The organism is Streptomyces sp. NPDC026301 (genome assembly GCF_055567935.1).
In genome coordinates this window covers 1-18,693 of the sequence record NZ_JBVHPN010000029.1, presented here as the reverse complement: position 1 = coordinate 18,693, position 18,693 = coordinate 1, and the positions used below count along the sequence as shown (strand labels likewise).

The 18,693-nt window shown below is 71.3% G+C and carries 15 protein-coding genes; 11 read left to right on the top strand and 4 right to left on the bottom strand.

Annotated features, from left to right (window positions below; genetic code table 11):
• Positions 1-131 precede the first annotated feature (131 nt).
• Positions 132-497, top strand: a complete 366-nt coding sequence (locus tag ACZ4MH_RS32295) for a cupin domain-containing protein (protein ID WP_351590055.1) — start codon at positions 132-134, stop codon at positions 495-497.
• A 28-nt stretch (positions 498-525) separates the two neighbouring features.
• Here the strand turns inward: ACZ4MH_RS32295 and ACZ4MH_RS32290 are convergent, their stop codons facing one another.
• Positions 526-1,770 (bottom strand): helix-turn-helix domain-containing protein, encoded by a 1,245-nt coding sequence (locus tag ACZ4MH_RS32290; RefSeq protein WP_467754825.1) that lies wholly within the window; start codon positions 1,768-1,770, stop codon positions 526-528.
• 200 nt (positions 1,771-1,970) lie between these two features.
• On the opposite strand from ACZ4MH_RS32290, the gene ACZ4MH_RS32285 reads away from it, so the two are divergent.
• Both ACZ4MH_RS32285 and pruA read left to right on the top strand, forming a co-directional pair.
• On the top strand, positions 1,971-2,897 hold the full coding sequence (locus ACZ4MH_RS32285; RefSeq protein ID WP_351598449.1) for a proline dehydrogenase family protein: 927 nt from the start codon (positions 1,971-1,973) through the stop codon (positions 2,895-2,897).
• Positions 2,898-2,979: 82 nt separating this feature from the next.
• On the top strand, positions 2,980-4,611 hold the full coding sequence (gene pruA, locus ACZ4MH_RS32280; RefSeq protein ID WP_351598446.1) for an L-glutamate gamma-semialdehyde dehydrogenase: 1,632 nt from the start codon (positions 2,980-2,982) through the stop codon (positions 4,609-4,611).
• A gap of 56 nt (positions 4,612-4,667) precedes the next feature.
• Here pruA and ACZ4MH_RS32275 read toward each other — a convergent pair whose 3' ends face one another.
• Entirely contained in the window at positions 4,668-4,805 is a 138-nt protein-coding gene (locus ACZ4MH_RS32275) for a hypothetical protein (RefSeq protein WP_351598443.1), read from the bottom strand.
• A gap of 269 nt (positions 4,806-5,074) precedes the next feature.
• A complete protein-coding gene (locus ACZ4MH_RS32270) occupies positions 5,075-6,688 on the bottom strand; it encodes a purple acid phosphatase family protein (protein WP_351598440.1) in 1,614 nt (537 codons plus the stop codon).
• 128 nt (positions 6,689-6,816) lie between these two features.
• Here ACZ4MH_RS32270 and ACZ4MH_RS32265 point away from each other — a divergent pair, with 128 nt between their 5' ends.
• Together ACZ4MH_RS32265 and ACZ4MH_RS32260 are read left to right on the top strand one after the other, a co-directional pair.
• The gene (locus ACZ4MH_RS32265) at positions 6,817-7,857 is read left to right on the top strand and encodes a 3-isopropylmalate dehydrogenase (RefSeq protein WP_351598437.1); all 1,041 of its coding nucleotides are present in this window, start codon (positions 6,817-6,819) and stop codon (positions 7,855-7,857) included.
• Positions 7,858-8,126: 269 nt separating this feature from the next.
• Positions 8,127-9,215 (top strand): branched-chain amino acid aminotransferase, encoded by a 1,089-nt coding sequence (locus tag ACZ4MH_RS32260; protein WP_351598434.1) that lies wholly within the window; start codon positions 8,127-8,129, stop codon positions 9,213-9,215.
• A 97-nt stretch (positions 9,216-9,312) separates the two neighbouring features.
• Here ACZ4MH_RS32260 and ACZ4MH_RS32255 read toward each other — a convergent pair whose 3' ends face one another.
• The gene (locus tag ACZ4MH_RS32255; RefSeq protein ID WP_351598431.1) at positions 9,313-10,743 is read right to left on the bottom strand and encodes a cytosine permease; all 1,431 of its coding nucleotides are present in this window, start codon (positions 10,741-10,743) and stop codon (positions 9,313-9,315) included.
• 177 nt (positions 10,744-10,920) lie between these two features.
• On the opposite strand from ACZ4MH_RS32255, the gene ureA reads away from it, so the two are divergent.
• The 6 genes from ureA to cimA all read left to right on the top strand — a co-directional run bounded on the left by ureA (position 10,921) and on the right by cimA (position 18,557).
• On the top strand, positions 10,921-11,619 hold the full coding sequence (gene ureA / locus ACZ4MH_RS32250) for an urease subunit gamma (protein ID WP_351598428.1): 699 nt from the start codon (positions 10,921-10,923) through the stop codon (positions 11,617-11,619).
• Positions 11,616-13,319, top strand: a complete 1,704-nt coding sequence (locus ACZ4MH_RS32245; protein WP_351598425.1) for an urease subunit alpha — start codon at positions 11,616-11,618, stop codon at positions 13,317-13,319. The genes ureA and ACZ4MH_RS32245 overlap by 4 nt, the downstream gene beginning before the upstream one ends.
• A gap of 182 nt (positions 13,320-13,501) precedes the next feature.
• Entirely contained in the window at positions 13,502-14,566 is a 1,065-nt protein-coding gene (locus ACZ4MH_RS32240; protein ID WP_351598422.1) for an agmatine deiminase family protein, read from the top strand.
• A gap of 35 nt (positions 14,567-14,601) precedes the next feature.
• Entirely contained in the window at positions 14,602-15,231 is a 630-nt protein-coding gene (locus ACZ4MH_RS32235; RefSeq protein ID WP_351598418.1) for a TetR/AcrR family transcriptional regulator, read from the top strand.
• Positions 15,232-15,305: 74 nt separating this feature from the next.
• Entirely contained in the window at positions 15,306-16,628 is a 1,323-nt protein-coding gene (locus ACZ4MH_RS32230) for an MFS transporter (RefSeq protein WP_351598415.1), read from the top strand.
• Between the two features lie 318 nt (positions 16,629-16,946).
• Positions 16,947-18,557 (top strand): citramalate synthase, encoded by a 1,611-nt coding sequence (gene cimA / locus ACZ4MH_RS32225; protein ID WP_351598412.1) that lies wholly within the window; start codon positions 16,947-16,949, stop codon positions 18,555-18,557.
• Positions 18,558-18,693: the final 136 nt, after the last annotated feature.

Sequence of the window (18,693 nt, the reverse complement as noted above, 5' to 3'; positions counted from 1 at the left end):
GGAAAGTTTCCGGGTGTTACGGAAGGGGACGGTGGGCCGCCGCCCCATATGTCGCGCCCCGCCACCCCCGGGCACATGCTGGAGGAAACGGGGTTTCCCAGGTCCCGCAGCGGACCGGAGAGGGAGGAGTCATGGCGGCAACGACGCGGAACGACGCCCCTGTCGTGATCGAGGGCAATGGTGTGGAGCTGCGCAGGCAGGAGGTCGGCGGAGACTTGGCCGTCGCGTTCGTGAAGTTCCCCAAGGGTACGGACATGGCGCCGGCCCTCAAGGGACTGCCCGGGGATCTGTGCCAGTGCCCCCACTGGGGATATCTGTTCAAGGGGCGCTTGAAGATGCAGACCGAGCACGGCGACGACATATACGAAGCGGGGCAGGCGTTCTACTGGGCGCCCGGGCACGCCCCGGCGGCACTTGAGGACTGTGAATACCTGGATTTCTCCCCGACGAAGGAGTTCAACGAGGTTCTCGAGCACGTCAAGGCCCAGCTGGGCTGACCCGGTACGTCGCCGCGCAGCAACCGGCTCACAGCCGCGCCGACTTCAGCGCCATGTGCAGCAGCAGGCGGTCGGCGCCCTCGTCCAGGTCCAGGCCGGTGAGCTTCTCGACCCGGCCCAGGCGGTAGTAGAGCGTCTGGCGGTGGATGCCGAGGGCCTGGGCCGTGCGGCTCGCCTGGCCCGCGCAGTCCAGGAACGCCTCGGCGGTGCGCGCCAGTTCGGCGTGGGCGGGGGAGAGCAGCGGGCGAATCGTTTCATCGGACCGGTCGGCCGGCAGGCCGGTCAGCAGCCGGTACGCGCCGATGGCATCCCACTGCGCGACCGGGCCCAGCCGCGGCTCGGCCCGCGCGGCCCGGGCCGCCGCCAGCGCCTCGCGCCAGGCGCCGGGCAGCTCGGTCAGCGCCTCGCGCGCCGCCCCGATGCCGGCGGCGGCACCGCTCCCGGCGCGCGGCGAGCGCAGCAGGTGCTCGGCGGCGGAGTGCGCGGGCGCGAGCCCCCCGGCCGTCCGCAGGCGTACGAGGGCCGCAAGGGTGTGCCCGGGTGCCCCCGGCCGCGTCCCCGCGCCGGGCGGCCCGCCGGGGCGCGCGTCCGGCCCGGCGGCCCCGGCGGCGCCCGGTGGCATCGCGCTCGCCGCGAGCAGCCCCGGCAGACCCGGCAGCGGCGCGGCGTCGGTGTCGGAGGTGTCCCAGGGCGCCACGGCGACCAGCGCGAGCGACGCCTCGGCCGCACCGGGCCGCAGCGCGCCGCGCAGCGCCTCGGCCGCACCCTGCCGCTCCGACGCGCCGCTCAGCAGCAACTCCCGCAGCAGATCGCCCAGTTCGGCACCGGCCCGGGCCTCCGCCGCCAGCAGCGCGCCGATCCGCGCCGCGGTCTCCATCGCCTGCTCGATGCGCGGATCGGGCGGCGTGCCGCGCCCGCCCAGCTCCAGATTGCTGAGGTGCCCGTCGTCCAGCAGCCAGACGTACCCGTGCACGATGCCGTGGTGGCGCACGGGCAGACAGATGCGGCCCTTGAAGACCCCGGCCGCCGGGTCCGGCGGGATGCGCAGCGCGTACTTGGCGCGGGCGATGCCGAACCCCTCGAACCAGGCGCGGACCGCCGCCGTGGACCGGCGCTGCAGGATCGACCGGGTCCGCACCGGGTCCATCATCGAGTCGTCGTCGCCCTCGTGCGCGCCGAACGCGATCAGCCGGAAGTCCCGGTCCTCCAGCGTCGCGGGCGCGCCCAGCGCCGCCGAGATCTCGTCCACCAGCTGCTCGTAGTCCCCTGGCATGCCCCGCCTGGCTCCTCTCCGGTCACCTCTGCGTCAGCTGTCACGGCACATTCTCATACATCTGTCTGAGATCCCGGACACGAAGGCGTGACAGCTGTCGATGGCTGCCGACGTACCGTGAAACTTACGTTTCTGGTGGCTCGACCTGCCGGCGCCCCGCGTGCCCGGCATCTGTCATCCGTGAACCGTGGAGGTGTCCCGTGCTGGGTCCCGTGATCCTCGCCGCAGCGCGCAGCGACAAAATGCGCCGTCTCGTCTCGGCCGCGCCGGTCACCCGCCCCGTCGTCGACCGCTTCGTCGCGGGCGAGACCCTGGGCGACACCGTCCCCGCCGTCCGCTCCCTGGCCGACTCCGGCCTGGAGGTCACCCTGGACGTGCTGGGCGAGGACATCACCGACCCCGCGCAGGCGCTCCGCAACCGCGACGCCTACCTGGAGCTGGTCGAGGGCCTGACGCCGCTCGGCCTCGGCACCCGGGCCGAGATGTCGGTCAAGCTCTCCGCCTTCGGGCAGGCCCTGCCCGGCGGCCACGAGCTGGCCCTGAAGAACGTCACCCCGGTCGTCGAGGCCGCCGCCGCGATCGGCACGACCGTCACCCTGGACATGGAGGACCACACCACCGTGGACTCCACCCTCGCCGTCCTCGGCGAGCTGCGCGAGCGCTTCCCGCAGACCGGCGCCGTCCTGCAGTCCTACCTCTTCCGCACCGAGGACGACTGCCGCGCGCTGGCCGGGGAAGGTTCACGGGTGAGGCTGGTGAAGGGCGCGTACAAGGAGCCCGCCACCGTCGCCTTCCAGGACAAGGCCGAGGTGGACAAGGCGTACGTCCGCTGCCTGAAGATCCTGATGGCGGGCGAGGGCTATCCGATGGTCGGCTCGCACGACCCGCGGATGGTCGCCATCGCCCAGGACCTCGCCTTCCGCGCCGGCCGCAAGAACGAGGACTACGAGTTCCAGATGCTCTACGGCATCCGGGAGGGCGAGTACCGCCGGCTCGCCGCGGAAGGCCACCGCATGCGCGTCTACATCGCCTACGGCACCGACTGGTACGGCTACTTCATGCGCCGGCTCGCCGAGCGCCCCGCGAACCTCGCGTTCTTCGCCCGTTCGCTGCTCACCCGCGGCTGACGCCCCGGGGCCGGCCCCGCCCCCGGACCGGCCCGCACCCCAGACTCCGCACCCGCACCCGACAGAAGGAGACACGGCCGCCATGGACGCTGTGACCCACGTCCCCGCCCCGTACAACGAGCCGGTGCACGGCTACGCCCCCGGCTCCCCGGAGCGCGCCCGCCTGGAGGCGAAGCTCAAGGAGCTCGCCGAGAACCCCATCGACCTCCCGATGACGATCAACGGGGAGAAGCGGATGGGCGGCGGTGAGCGCTTCGACGTCGTCCAGCCGCACAACCACAAGGCCGTGCTGGGTACGTACGCCAACGCCACCAAGGCCGACGCGCAGGAGGCGGTCGACGCGGCGCTGGCCGCGGCCCCGGCCTGGCGCGCGATGTCCTTCGACGACCGTGCGGCGATCCTGCTGAAGGCCGCCGACCTGCTGTCGGGCCCGTGGCGCGAGACGATCGCCGCCTCGACGATGCTCGGCCAGTCCAAGACCGCCCAGCAGGCCGAGATCGACGCGCCCTGTGAGCTGGTGGACTTCTGGCGCTTCAACGTGCACTTCGCGCGCGAGCTGCTCCAGGAGCAGCCGCCCATGCAGCCGAACGGCGTCTGGAACCGCCTGGACCACCGCCCGCTGGAGGGCTTCGTCTACGCGATCACGCCGTTCAACTTCACCGCGATCGCCGGCAACCTGCCCACCGCCCCCGCCCTCATGGGCAATGTGGTGGTCTGGAAGCCGTCCCCCACCCAGACCCACTCCGCGATCCTGCTCATGCAGCTCCTGGAGGAGGCCGGTCTGCCCAAGGGCGTGATCAACCTCGTCACCGGTGACGGCAAGGAGGTCTCCGAGGTCGCGCTGCCGCACCCGGAGCTGGCAGGCGTCCACTTCACCGGCTCGACCAGGACCTTCCAGTACCTGTGGAAGTCGGTCGGCGAGAACATCGAGAAGTACCGCTCCTACCCGCGGCTGGTCGGCGAGACCGGCGGCAAGGACTTCATCGTCGCGCACCCGACCGCGGACCCGGCGATCCTGAAGACCGCCATCACCCGGGGCGCCTTCGAGTACCAGGGCCAGAAGTGCTCCGCGGCCTCGCGCGCCTACATCGCCCGCTCCACCTGGGAGAACGGCTTCAAGGACGAGCTGGCCGCCGAGGTCGAGGGCCTGACCATGGGCGACGTGAGCGACCTGTCGAACTTCATCGGCGCCGTCATCGACGAGCGTTCCTTCGCCAAGAACAAGGCCGCGATCGACGCCGCCAAGCAGGACCCGACCTGTGAGATCGTCGCGGGCGGCACGTACGACGACTCGGTGGGCTACTTCGTCCGCCCGACCGTCATCGCCTGCTCGGACCCGGAGAACGACGTCTTCAAGACCGAGTACTTCGGCCCGATCATCGCGGTCCACGTCTACGAGGACGCCGACTTCGACGCGACCGTGGAGCAGATGGAGTCGGCCTCGGCGTACGCGCTGACCGGCGCCGTGCTCGCCAAGGACCGGCAGGTCGTCGCCGAGGTCTCCGAGAAGCTCCGCTTCGCGGCCGGCAACTTCTACATCAACGACCGCCCGACCGGCTCGATCGTCGGCCAGCAGCCCTTCGGCGGCGGCCGCGCCTCGGGCACCAACGACAAGGCGGGCTCGAAGTTCAACCTGCTGCGCTGGATGTCCCCGCGCGCCATCAAGGAGACGATGGTCGCCCCGACGGACTACCGCTACCCCCACATGGGCTGACGCCCGGGGCATAGGCAAAAGGGGCGCGCGGCGTGGGCCGCGCGCCCCTTTTCGTTTCAGTGCCCGGTCGCGCCGCCGTTGTCGCGGCGGTCCAGGGCGCGCTGCAGAGCAGCGGCGGCGTTCCTGCGGTCGGTCTCGCCGGACGTGCGCACGCGGTGACGGATCCTGCGGGCAGGGGCAGCGGTTTCGGCCATGGCCACGTCTCTCCTCTGATCGATCCCCGAGATGCCGAGAAAACGGAATGCGACGCCGGAGCGGGCGGAGCCAGGTCGCGCCAGGGGTCACCTGTGCGTGCGCGCCGGCCTGAGCCGCCTTCGCTGGGTGGAGCGAGACGTTCGGCTTCTACAAAAGTAGGACAGGAGAGCCGTGCTGTCTGCACAATTACTTGGGCTTCCTACTATCTGAGACGGCGGGACGCCGCTTTCGCGGCGCCCCGCCGGTAGAGCGAGCCCTCGGAAGCCGTCTAGCGGGGCGTGCGCGCGGTGCGCTCCACGTCGAAGTGGTCGATGCGCTCGCCGGTCTCGGCGAGGGCGGTGACCTTCATCCGGGGCCGGTGGCCGGCCTCGACCTCCACCGCGAGGAACGAGAAGCCGGTGTAGCGCACCCGCGACCACGCCACCTTCTCGGTGTCCTTCCCGCCGCCCTTGGTCCAGTGGTACGTCTCGACCTCGTCCAGGTCCTTCACGTGCCCCTCGTAGCTGTCCGGCACGGGGAACTTGTACAGCGCCTTGCCCGCGCCGCCCGCCGTGACGTACACGATGCCCTCGCGCGCGGAGTCCACGCTGCCGCCGACCGGCACCTCGCGGGAGACGGAGGTGCCCTTGATCGCGTCGGTGCGCTCGTAGATGTGGTTGTGGCCGTTGATCACCAGGTCCACGCCGTGCTTCTCGAAGAGCGGCAGCCAGGCGTCGCGCACGCCGCCGTCGGAGGCGTGCGAGACGGTCGTGGAGAACGCGCAGTGGTGGAAGAAGACCACGATGAAGTCGATGCTCCGGTCCGCGCGCAGCTCGCCCAGGCGCCGGTCCAGCCACTTCGTCTGCTTGCCGGCGGTGTACCCGGTGTTGGCGGTGATCTCGTACGAGACGTCGTTGGCGTCCAGGGCGACGACGCCGACATTGCCGTAGGCGAAGGAGTACACGCCGGGGGCGTGCTTCGCGTCCGGGCCGTTGCCCGGCAGGGACCAGCGGGCGTTCTGGCCGCCGTACCCGTTCGGCGAGTACCACGCCTCCATGTCGTGGTTGCCGGTCGTCACCATCCACGGCACGGACTTGGCGACCGTCTCGGTCTGGGCGAGGAACTGGTCCCAGACCCGCGCGTCGTAGGTGTCCTCCTCCGAGCCCTGGCCGTCCGGGTCGGCGTAGCAGATGTCGCCCGCGTGCAGGTGGAAGGAGGGGTTCTGGCCCAGGATCAGCTGGTCGTTGGCGAGCGCGTCGTAGCTGACGCCCTGGTCGCCGAAGGCGGTGAAGACGAACTTCTCGGGCCGCGCGGGAGCCGTGCGGAAGGTGCCGACGGTGGAGAAGTGGCGCGCGTCGGCCGGGTCGAAGCCGTCGTGGCCGACGCCGTAGTAGTACGTCGTGCCGGGCTTGAGGCCGTCCAGCGCGGCGTGCAGGTAGTACTGGTCGACGGCCGGCAGCTTCTTCGTGAGCGCGGGCGTGTGCAGGTCCCGCACCTCCGCCTCGATCTTGCGGCTGAGGTCCCAGGGCTTCAGGCCCACCCGCAGATACGGCCGCTTCACCGCGAACGGCACCTGCCAGGAGACCCGCATCTGCGTCTTCGGGTCGGCGCCGAACTGCAGGTGCCGGCCGAAGGGCGCCACCATCGAGCCGTCCACCGCGGCCGTGGCGGGCGCGGAGAGCAGCGTGGTGGAGCGCGGCGACGCGCACGCCGCCGTGGAGCCGAGCAGACCGCTGCCCGCGACGATGCCCGCACCGGCGGCGGAGGTGCGCAGCAGCCCGCGCCGGGACAGCTTGGTGCGCAGGTACTCGTGCTGCTCGGCCATGGACATGCGGGCGGCGAGCCGCTCGGGGATGCCGAAGCGCGGGATGTCGGGGGAGGCGGGGGTCTCACGGGAAGCCATGGCGTGAACCTCGCATCGCGCGGAAACCGGATGGCGTATACAAGGTGAACTGCGGCTGACCGAATCTCCACATGTCCGTATGCCGGACACCGGGTGTCAACCCATGGGACGAAGAGTAGGGTCCAGGCATGTCTCGCAGCATTCGCCTCGCAGTGATCCCCGGTGACGGTATCGGCCAGGAAGTCGTGGCCCAGGGCCTGAAGGTCCTCTCGGCCGTCCTCCCGCAGGACGTGAAGCTGGAAACCCAGGAGTACGACCTGGGCGCCAAGCGCTGGCACGCGACCGGCGAGACGCTGCCGGACGCCGAGATGGAGTCGCTCAAGCAGCACGACGCCATCCTGCTCGGCGCCATCGGCGACCCGTCCGTGCCCTCCGGCGTCCTGGAGCGCGGCCTGCTGCTGAAGCTCCGCTTCGCCTTCGACCACTTCGTCAACCTGCGCCCGTCGAAGCTCTTCCCGAACACCAGCACCCCGCTGGCCGGCCGCCCGGACATCGACTTCATCGTCGTCCGCGAAGGCACCGAGGGCCCGTACACCGGCAACGGCGGCAGCCTGCGCACCGGTACGCCCCACGAGGTCGCCACCGAGGTCAGCCTGAACACGGCCTACGGCGTGGAGCGGGTCGTCCGCGACGCCTACGAGCGCGCCAAGGCCCGTCCGCGCAAGAAGCTGACGCTGGTCCACAAGAACAACGTCCTGGTCCACGCCGGCCACATGTGGAAGAAGATCTTCGACAAGGTCGGCGCGGAGTACCCCGAGGTCACCACCGACTACCTGCACGTCGACGCCGCGACGATCTTCTTCGTCACGCAGCCGGAGCGCTTCGACGTCATCGTCACCGACAACCTCTTCGGCGACATCCTCACCGACCTCGCCGCTGCCGTGACCGGCGGCATCGGCCTGGCCGCCTCCGGCAACATCAACCCCTCGGGCGCCTTCCCGTCCATGTTCGAGCCCGTCCACGGCTCGGCCCCGGACATCGCCGGCACCGGCAAGGCCGACCCGACCGCGACGATCCTCTCCGTCGCGCTCCTCCTGCGGCACCTGGGCCACGAGGCCGAGGCCGCCCGCATCGAGGAGGCCGTCGCCGCGGACCTCGAAGGCCGTGACGGCACGCCGCGCACGACCGACGAGATCGGCGACGCGCTCGCCGGCCGAGTAGCCGGCTGACGCCGCTGCTCCCACACAACAGCTGAAAGCTGTTCCTGTAGCCCAGCGGCAGCGCCCCTCAGGCGCCCGGCCGCTGGGCTACTCGGCGGTTGGGTGCGACCATCGACCACAGGCCGCGCACGCGCAGTACGCCACCTCCTTCCTCTCCGCGGTCCCACCCGAGCGATAATCGGACGTGGGGCCCGCCAGGGGAAGCTCGGACGTCCACCGACAGACCGGATGTCATGCGCGCGCGGCCACCACAACCACACCGGTGAAGGACAGCACTCATGACGACGCCCACGATCGAGCTCAAGCCCTCCGCGCACCCACTGCCCGCCGCCGAGCGGGAGAAGATCCTGGCCGGCCCCGGGTTCGGCCGGCACTTCACCGACCACATGGTGACGATCAGGTGGACGGAGGGCCGCGGCTGGCACGACGCACAGCTCGTTCCGTACGCGCCGCTCTCGATCGACCCGGCGAACATGACCCTGCACTACGCGCAGACGATCTTCGAAGGGCTGAAGGCGTACCGCCAGGCCGACGGCACCGTCGCCACCTTCCGCCCCGAGGCCAACGCCGAGCGCTTCCAGCGCTCCGCGCGCCGCCTGGGCATGCCCGAGCTGCCCGTCGAGACCTTCATCGCGGCGTGCGACGCGCTGGTCCGGCAGGACCGCGACTGGGTGCCCGCGCACGGCGGCGAGGAGTCGCTCTACCTGCGCCCCTTCATGTTCGCCTCCGAGGTCGGCCTCGGCGTGAAGCCCGCCAACGAGTACCTCTTCCTCGTGATCGCCTCGCCCGCCGGCGCCTACTTCCCCGGCGGCGTCAAGCCCGTCTCCATCTGGCTGTCCGAGGACCGGGTGCGCGCCGTCCCCGGCGGCATGGGCGACGCCAAGACCGGCGGCAACTACGCCGCCTCCCTGCTCGCCCAGGCCGAGGCCGCCGAGAAGGGCTGCGACCAGGTCGCCTACCTCGACGCGGTGGAGCACAAGTGGGTCGAGGAGCTGGGGGGCATGAACCTGTACTTCGTGTACGGCAACAAGATCGTCACCCCCACGCTCACGGGTTCGCTGCTCGCCGGCATCACCCGTGACTCGCTGCTGTCGGTCGCCCGTGACCTCGGTTACGAGGCGGAGGAGGCGCGCGTCTCCATCGACCAGTGGCAGGCCGACACCGAGAACGGCACGCTCACCGAGGTCTTCGCGTGCGGCACCGCCGCGGTCATCACGCCCGTCGGCACGGTCAAGCGCAAGGGCGCCGAGTGGACCCAGAGCGGCGGCGAGCCCGGCGAGGTCACCATGAAGCTCCGCGAGGCGCTGCTGGACATCCAGCGCGGCACGGCGCAGGACACCCACGGCTGGATGCACCCCCTGGGCTGATCCCGCCGCCGCACCGGCTGCCACGGGCCGCCCCGGACGCGTACGCACGCGCGTCCGGGGCGGCCCGTCGTCGTACGTTCCCGTACGGCCCGGACGGCTAGGACACCTCCGCCGGCGCCTCCTCCACCGGGGCCACGGCCGCGGGCACCGCCGCCGGGCGGCGCGTCAGCACCCCGTACAGCACGGCCGTGACCAGCGCCGACAGCAGGAACGACAGGTCGATGCCGCCGGTGTAGGGGACAAGCGGGCCGGTGTAGAGGGGGGTGTCCACCGCGGCCAGGCCGACGAGCGAGCCGGCCGCCCAGGTCACCGTCGCGGGCACGTTCCAGCCCGCCGTGTACCAGTAACGGCCGCCCCGGGAGCGGCGGTTGTAGACCTGCAGCGCCTCGGAGTCGTAGACCCCGCGGCAGCGGAAGAAGCCGATGACGGTGAGCACTGCCCAGGGCGTGCCGACCGCGGTGAGCAGCAGGACGAAGGAGGTCATCGCGTCCTGCGCGTCCCAGGCGAAGTGGCCGAGATAGACGAAGAACGTGGAGACGCCGGCGACGACGTAGGTGGCCTGGGTGCGGGTGGCGCGCGGCAGGATCGCGTCCAGGTCCAGGCCCATGGAGTACAGCATCAGGCCCGCGTTGCCGACCGAGCCCGCCGAGGCGGCGAGGAAGAGCGGGGCGAGGAACCAGAAGGGCGCGCCCGCGACGAGCGGCCCGGCGTAGTCGTCGGCCGCGCCGACCGCGAGCGCGGTGAAGGTGCCGAAGAGCTGGGGGACCAGCAGTCCCGCGACCAGGCCGAGGCAGGTGGCGAGGAAGACCTTGCGGGAGCTGTGGCGGCGCGGGGAGATGTAGCGGGTGTAGTCGCCGAGCAGGGTGATGAAGGCGATGGGGCCGCTCAGGCCGGCCGAGACGACCGCGAGCAGCCAGGTGGGCCAGAAGCCGCCGAGCAGGTACGAGGTGCCGTGCGGCGCCGCGGTGGTGAAGTGCGGCGCGTACGCGAACAGGCCGATGACGAGGATCGCGGTCATGCCGAGCGCGAGGACGCGGGAGAGGCGGAGCAGGAGCTTGTAGCCGTAGACCGCGCCGGCCGCGGTGCAGACCGCGAGCAGCGCGTACACGGCCGCGTAGCTCGCGCCGCCGTCGGGCAGGCCGATGAGCCGGGCGAGGGTGCCGACGACGGCGTCGCCGCCGACCCAGAGGGTGAGCGCGGTGTACCCGAGCGAGAGCAGCAGGCCGATGACGGAGCCGACGAGCCGGCCGCGCACGCCGAAGTGCGCGCCGCTGCTGGTGGAGAGGTTGGTGCCGGTGCGCAGCGAGACCAGCGCGAGCGGCGCGGTGAGCAGCGTGCCGACGAGGGTGCCCACGGTGAGGGAGGTCACCGACGGCCAGAAGCCCAGCCCGAAGGAGACCGGCAACCAGCCGAAGATCACCACGCCGAGTGCGAGGTTCGAGCCGAGCAGGATGGAGACGAGGTCGCGGGGGCGGCTGGTGCGCTCCTCGTCGGGAATCGTGTCGACTCCGCGTTGTTCGATCGGCATGAGAGGGCTCCTCTGAGAGGCCGGACGAGTGCTGGGCGGTACCGCTCCGGTGAGTGGCGTTCCGCTTTTTTTGAGCGGCGCTCAATGTGACCCATACCCCTGTGCCCGGTCAACCCTTTCGGGCACCGGCTTTCCTTGGTTAGAGTGTCGCTCTAATCGATCAGGAGGTGTGGTGGCATGCGGCTGACCCCGACCGAGCGCGACCGGCTGCTGCTGTTCGGCGCGGCCGAGCTGGCGAGAGCGCGCAGGGCACGCGGCCTGAAGCTGAACGTGCCCGAGGCGACCGCGCTCGTCGCGGACACGGTCTGCGAGACGGCCAGGGACGGCGGCCGGCTGGCCGACGCCATCGCGGCGGCCCGCGCGGTCCTCGGCCCGGACGACGTGCTGCCCGGCGTCGCCGACGTGGTGACCGAGGTGCACGTCGAAGCGGTCTTCGACGACGGCTCCCGGCTCGCCGTGGTCAGCGACCCGATCGGCGGAGGCTCGCAGGGCGACGCCGCGCCCGGCGCGATACTGCCGGGGCCCGCCGACGAGGCCCCGGCGCCCGCACTGACCGTCCGCGTCCGCAACACCGCGACCGTCCCGGTCAGCGTCACCTCGCACTTCCACTTCTTCGAGGCCAACCCCCGGCTCGACTTCGACCGCGCCGCCGCCTACGGCATGCGGCTGAACGTCCCCGCCGGCTCCTCCCAGCGCTTCGACCCGGGCGCCGAGGAATCCGTCGGCCTCGTACCGATCGGCGGCGACCGGATCGCGATCGGCTTCGCGGGCCTGGTGGACGGGCCACTGGACGCCCCGGGGGCGAAGGAAGAAGCACTGCGGCGGGCCGCGGCCTGCGGCTACCTGGGGGCGGAGACCGAGGAGGAGCGGGCATGACCATCGATCCGCAGGAGTACGCGTCCGTACACGGCCCGCGCGCCGGCGACCGGGTCGTACTGGGCGACACCGGCCTCGTCGTACGCGTCGAGTCCGACGCCCAGAAGCCCGGCGACGAATTCCTCGCCGGCTTCGGCAAGACCGCCCGCGACGGACTCCACCTGAAGGCCGCCGCCGTCCGCGAGACCTGCGACGTCGTCATCAGCAACGTCCTGGTCATCGACGCCGTACAGGGCATCCGCAAGGTCTCCATCGGCATCCGCGAAGGCCGCATCAGCGGCATCGGACGGGCCGGCAACCCCGACACCATGGACGGCGTCGACGTCGTCGTCGGCACCGGCACCTCGATCGTCTCCGGCGAAGGCATGATCGCCACCGCGGGCGCCGTCGACACCCACGTCCACCTGCTCTCCCCGCGCATCATGGAGGCCTCCCTCGCCTCCGGCGTCACCACGATCATCGGCCAGGAGTTCGGCCCCGTCTGGGGCGTCGGCGTCAACTCCCCCTGGGCCCTGCGGCACGCCTTCAACTCCTTCGACGCCTGGCCCGTCAACATCGGCTTCCTCGCCCGCGGCTCGTCCTCCGACCCCGCCCCGCTCGTCGAGGCGCTCGCCGAGGGCGGCGCCTCCGGCTTCAAGGTCCACGAGGACATGGGCGCGCACACCCGCGCCCTGGACACCGCCCTGCGCGTCGCCGAGGAACACGACGTCCAGGTCGCCCTGCACAGTGACGGCCTCAACGAGTGCCTCTCCGTCGAGGACACCCTCTCCGTCCTGGACGGCCGCACCATCCACGCCTTCCACATCGAGGGCTGCGGCGGCGGACACGTACCGAACGTCCTGAAGATGGCCGGCGTGGAAAACGTCATCGGCTCCTCCACCAACCCCACCCTGCCCTTCGGGCGGGACGCGGTCGCCGAGCACTACGGCATGATCGTCTCCGTCCACGACCTGAAGACCGACCTGCCCGGCGACGCGGCCATGGCCCGCGACCGCATCCGCGCCGGAACGATGGGCGCCGAAGACGTCCTGCACGACCTGGGCGCCATCGGCATCACCTCCTCCGACGCCCAGGGCATGGGCCGCGCCGGCGAGACCGTACGCCGCACCTTCGCCATGGCCGGGAAGATGAAGGCCGAACTCGGCCCCATGGAGGGCGACGGCGCGCACGACGACAACGCGCGCGTACTGCGCTACATGGCCAAGCTCACGATCAACCCCGCCATCGCACACGGCCTCTCGCACGAGATCGGCTCGCTGGAGGTCGGCAAGATGGCCGACATCTCGCTGTGGCAGCCGCGGTACTTCGGCGCCAAGCCGCAGATGGTGCTGAAGTCCGGGTTCCCCGCGTGGGGCGTGACCGGCGACCCCAACGCCGCCACCGACACCTGCGAACCGCTCGTCATGGGCCCGCTGTTCGGCGCGCACGGCGCCACCGCCGCCGACCTGTCCGTCGCCTTCGTCTCCGGCGCCGCGGTCGCGGCCGGCTCGCCCGGCCGGGCCTTCGACTCGCTGCCCACCCGCCGCCGGCGCGTCGCCGTCCGCGGCACCCGCGGCATCGGCCCCCGCGACCTGCTGCTGAACGACCGCGTCGGCAGCGTGCAGGTCGACGGCGACAGCGGCCTGGTCACGCTGGACGGCGCCCCGATGCGCTCCGACCCCGCCGAGTACGTGTCGCTCTCGCGGCTGTACTTCCTCTGAGCCACCGCTTCCCGTGAGCCGCAGCGGCGGCTCGTTCCTCCGAGCCGGAGGGAGCGTCCCTCCGGCCCCCGCACCCCGCCCGGGGCCACGTCCCTGCCTCGGGCGGTCCCGGCGCTGCCACCCCTCACCAGGTGGCGGCGCCGGCCTCTCGCCCTCCCCTCCCACCTGCAAGGACGCAGCCCATGACGACGCTTCCCCTGCCCTCCGCCGGGGCGACCCCGGCCGCCGACGGCTACACGATGCCCCCCGAGTGGGCGCCGCACGAGCGCACCTGGATGGCCTGGCCCGGCGCCAACTTCACCTTCGGCGAGGAGGGCGGCAGCACCCTCTCCGAAGCACGCGTCGCCTGGGCACGGGTGGCCCGCGCGATACGCCGCTTCGAGCCGGTCACCGTCGTCGCGGGCCCCGGCCAGACCGCCGCCGCGCGCGGCCTGCTCGGCCCGGACATCGACATCGTCGAGCGCGAGCTGGACGACGCCTGGATGCGCGACATCGGCCCCACCTTCCTCACCGGCGACGGCCAACTCGCCGCCACCGACTGGGTGTTCAATGGATGGGGCGCCCAGGACTGGGCGAGCTGGAAGCACGACGCGAAGATCGCCGAAGAGGTCGCGGGCCTCGCCGGCGCCCGCCGCTACCCCACCCCCCTCGTCAACGAGGGCGGCGGCCTGCACATCGACGGCGAAGGCACCGTCCTGCTCACCGAGACCGTCCAGCTCGACCCCGGCCGCAACCCCGGCCGCACCCGCGAAGAGGTCGAGGCCGAGATCCACGCCTTCCTCGGCACCACCAAGGCCATCTGGCTGCCGCGCGGACTGACCGCCGACTACGGCCAGTTCGGCACCCGCGGCCACGTCGACATCGTCGCCGCCTTCGCCCGCCCCGGTACCGTCGTCGTACACACCCAGCCCGACCCCGCCCACCCCGACCACGCGGTCTGCGCCGAGATCGTCAAGCTCCTCCAGGGAGCCACCGACGCACGCGGCCGGCAGCTGGAGGTCGTCGAGGTCCCCGCGCCCACCGTCATCGAGGAGGACGGCGAATTCGTCGACTACTCCTACATCAACCACTACCTCTGCAACGACGGCGTGGTGCTCTGCGGCTTCGACGACCCGCGCGACGAGCACGCGGCCGGCATCTTCCGCCGGCTCTTCCCCGACCGTACGGTCACCCTCGTCGACGCCCGTACGATCTTCGCTGCGGGTGGCGGCATCCACTGCATCACCCAGCAGCAGCCCAAGGTCTGACCAGCAGACCCGACCAGCCGGTCCAGGAGGTCCCCGTGCCCGGTCCCGAGCGCCGTCCCCGGCGGCGGCTCAGCCAGCCGCGCGAGCAGGTGCTCGCCGCGGCCATGACCACCATCGCGGAGGAGGGCCTGGACCGGCTGACCATGGCCGGACTCGGCCGCGAGGTCGGCATGAGCAGCGGCCACATCCTGTACTACTTCGGCACCAAGGACGAGCTGCTGCTCCAAACCCTCCAGTGGAGCGAGGAACAGCTCGGCGCGCAGCGCCGCGCCGAGCTGGCCCGCCGCGTCCCCGCCCGCGCCCGCATCGACGCCCTGGTGGACCTCTACCTCCCCGAAGGCCACCGCGACCCGCGCTGGACCCTGTGGCTGGAGGTCTGGAACCGCTCCCAGAACGCCGACGACCCCACCCGCGAACGCCAGCTCGACCTGGAACTCGCCTGGCACCGCGACCTGGTCGCGCTGCTGGTCGAAGGCGCCTCCAAGGGCGAACTGCGGCCCGTGGACGCCGAACGCTTCGCCACCCGCACCCGCGCCCTGCTCGACGGCTTCGGCACCCACCTCGTCGTCGGCCTCCCCGGCCTGAGCCGCGACGACGTACTCAGCCACGTGAGCGACTTCCTGGACGACGCGCTGACCCCGGCGGACGCCGCCCCGGGAACGTAACGCACACAACGTCGCCTGATCGTTGCCTGGTGCACCCTTGCCGTGAAGTCCCAGGTCCGGCACCGTGACCAGCTATGGGACGAGAGCAATGGAAGAAGATCTGGGTCGGCTCGGCCGGCAACATGGTCGAATGGTTCGACTGGTTCGTGTACGCGAGCTTCGCCGTGTACTTCGCGGACTCCTTCTTCCCCAAGGGCAATGAGACCGCCAACCTCATGAACACCATGGGCGTCTTCGCGGTCGGCTTCTTCATGCGGCCCGTCGGCGGCTGGCTGCTCGGCCGCGTCGGCGACCGCAAGGGCCGCAAGGCCGCCCTCACGCTCACCGTCACCCTGATGTCCGCCTCCGCCGTCCTCATCGCCGTCGCCCCCACCTACGGCGTCGCCGGCTACGGAGGCGTCGCCGTCCTCCTCGTCGCCCGCATGCTGCAGGGCCTCTCCGTCGGCGGCGAGTACGCGGCCAGCGCCACCTACCTCACCGAGGCCTCCGCGCCCGGACAGCGCGGCTTCGCCTCCAGCTTCCAGTACGTCTCCATGACCGCAGGCCAACTGCTCGGCCTCGGCCTGCAGATCATCCTGCAGCGCACCATGTCCGAGGACGCACTGCACAGCTGGGCCTGGCGCATCCCCTTCATCATTGGCGCGCTCGGCGCCGCCATCGTCTTCTACCTGCGCCGCAACATGCTGGAGACCGAGGTCTACGCCGCGGACGACAGCGCCAACGCCGACCCGGAACGCGGCACCCTCAAGGCGCTGTGGGCACACAAGCGCGAGGCGTTCCTCGTCATCGCGCTCACCATGGGCGGCACCGTGGCGTACTACACGTACACCACCTACCTCACCAAGTACCTCTCCGGCAGCGCCGGCCTGGACAAGCCGACCGCCTCCCTGGTCAGCTTCTGCGCCCTCTTCATCTTCATGTGCATCCAGCCGCTGGCCGGCAAGCTGTCCGACCGGATCGGCCGCCGCCCGCTGCTGATCACCTTCGCGATCGGCTCGACCTTCCTCACCGTGCCGATCATGACGCTGCTGCGGCACGCCGGCTCCTTCTGGCCGGCCCTCGGCCTCGCCCTGCTCGCCCTGGTCGTCGTCACCGGCTACACCTCGATCAACGCCTGCGTGAAGGCCGAGCTGTTCCCGACCGGCATCCGGGCCCTCGGCGTCGCCCTGCCGTACGCCATCGCCAACGCCCTCTTCGGCGGCACCGCCGAGTACGTCGCCCTGTGGTTCAAGAACGGCGGCATCGAATCCGGCTACTACTGGTACGTCGCCGGCTGCGCGGCCGTCTCCCTGATCGTCTACCTGACGATGCGCGAGACCCGGACGATCGACCTGCACCGGGTCACCAAGGACAAGACGGGCGAGGGCCAGGCAGTCTCAAGCCCGTCCGGCGTGTGAGGACAAGCCCGAAGGGAGGGCCGTTCGCATTCTGAGACGGCCCTTCCGCCGGGGGTGATTCGTGCAAGACTGCCCCCATGCTCTCGTTCGCCATGATTATTGGCAGCAGGCGCGCCGGTCCGCAGTGACCGCCCCGTACGAAACCCAGTACGGCGCGGCACCGTCGTCCCAGACCCGCGCGCAGACCTCTCGCACCCGCGAGAGGTTTTTTCGTTTCCCGGCCCACCCGCCACCGGGAACGGAGCGCGAGGGATCATAGGGGGACGGTGGCACCGGTCATTCCGGTAGACCGAAGATCCCGACAGGAGCCAGATCAGCATGACGGACACCTCCGACGCATCGTTGTCCGACGATTTCCATGTGTTCGACACGACGCTGCGCGACGGCGCGCAGCGTGAGGGCATCAACCTGACCGTGGCGGACAAGCTGACGATCGCGCGCCACCTGGACGACTTCGGCGTGGGCTTCATCGAAGGCGGCTGGCCCGGCGCCAACCCCCGGGACACCGAGTTCTTCCAGCGGGTGCGGGAAGAGGTCCCCTTCCGGCACGCGCAGCTGGTGGCGTTCGGCGCCACCCGCAAGGCGGGCGTGCGAGTGGAGGACGACGCGCAGGTCGCGGCCCTGCTGGAGTCCAAGGCCCCGGTGATCACGCTGGTCGCCAAGTCCCATGTCCGGCACGTGGAGCTGGCGCTGCGCACCACCCTCGACGAGAACCTGGCGATGATCCGCGACACCGTCGCGTACCTGCGCGCGCAGGGCCGCCGGGTGTTCCTGGACTGCGAGCACTTCTTCGACGGCTACGCGCTGGACGCGGACTACGCGAAGAAGGTCGTACGGACCGCGAGTGAGGCCGGCGCGGACGTGGTGGTCCTCTGCGACACCAACGGCGGCATGCTTCCCGCGCAGGTCACCGCGGTGGTGCGGACCGTACTGGCGGACACCGGCGCGCGGCTGGGCATCCACGCCCAGGACGACACCGGCTGCGCGGTGGCCAACACCCTGGCGGCGGTCGACGCGGGCGCGACGCACGTCCAGTGCACGGCCAACGGCTACGGCGAGCGGGTGGGCAACTCCAACCTCTTCCCGGTCGTCGCCGCGCTGGAGCTCAAGTACGGCCGCAAGGTCCTCCCCGAGGGCAAGCTCGCCGAGACCACCCGGATCTCGCACGCCATCGCCGAGGTCGTGAACCTCACGCCCTCCACCCACCAGCCCTACGTCGGCGTCTCGGCCTTCGCGCACAAGGCGGGCCTGCACGCCTCCGCGATCAAGGTCGACCCGGACCTGTACCAGCACATCGACCCCGAGCTGGTCGGGAACACGATGCGGATGCTGGTCTCCGACATGGCGGGCCGCGCCTCCATCGAGCTCAAGGGCAAGGAGCTCGGCATAGAGCTCGGCGAGGACCGCGAGCTGGTCGGCCGGGTCGTGGAGCGCGTCAAGGAGCGCGAGCTCGCGGGGTACACCTACGAGGCCGCCGACGCCTCCTTCGAGCTGCTGCTGCGCGAGGAGGTGCAGGGCCGGCCGCTGCGGTACTTCACCGTCGAGTCCTGGCGCGCGATCGTCGAGGACCGCCCCGACGGCACGCACGCCAACGAGGCGACCGTGAAGCTGTGGGCCAAGGGCGAGCGGATAGTGGCCACGGCGGAGGGCAACGGCCCGGTCAACGCGCTGGACCGGGCGCTGCGGGTGGCGCTGGAGCAGATCTACCCGCAGTTGGGGCAGCTGGAGCTGGTGGACTACAAGGTCCGCATCCTGGAGGGCGCGCTCGGCACGGGATCGATCACCCGGGTCCTGGTCTCCACCAGCGACGGCCGCGGCGAGTGGTCGACGGTGGGCGTCGCGGAGAACGTGATCGCCGCGTCCTGGCAGGCACTGGACGACGCGTACGCGTACGGCCTGGTACGCGCGGGGGTCGAGCCGCAGGACTGATGGCGGATCCGTACGAGCAGTGGGGGGGGGGGGGGGGGGGGGGGGGGAGGGGGGGGGAGAGGGGGGTGTAGTTTCTCTTTTATCAGTAAGAGCTGGCTTATTCTACTGGCTTTACTACGGGCCGACCTTCTATCGC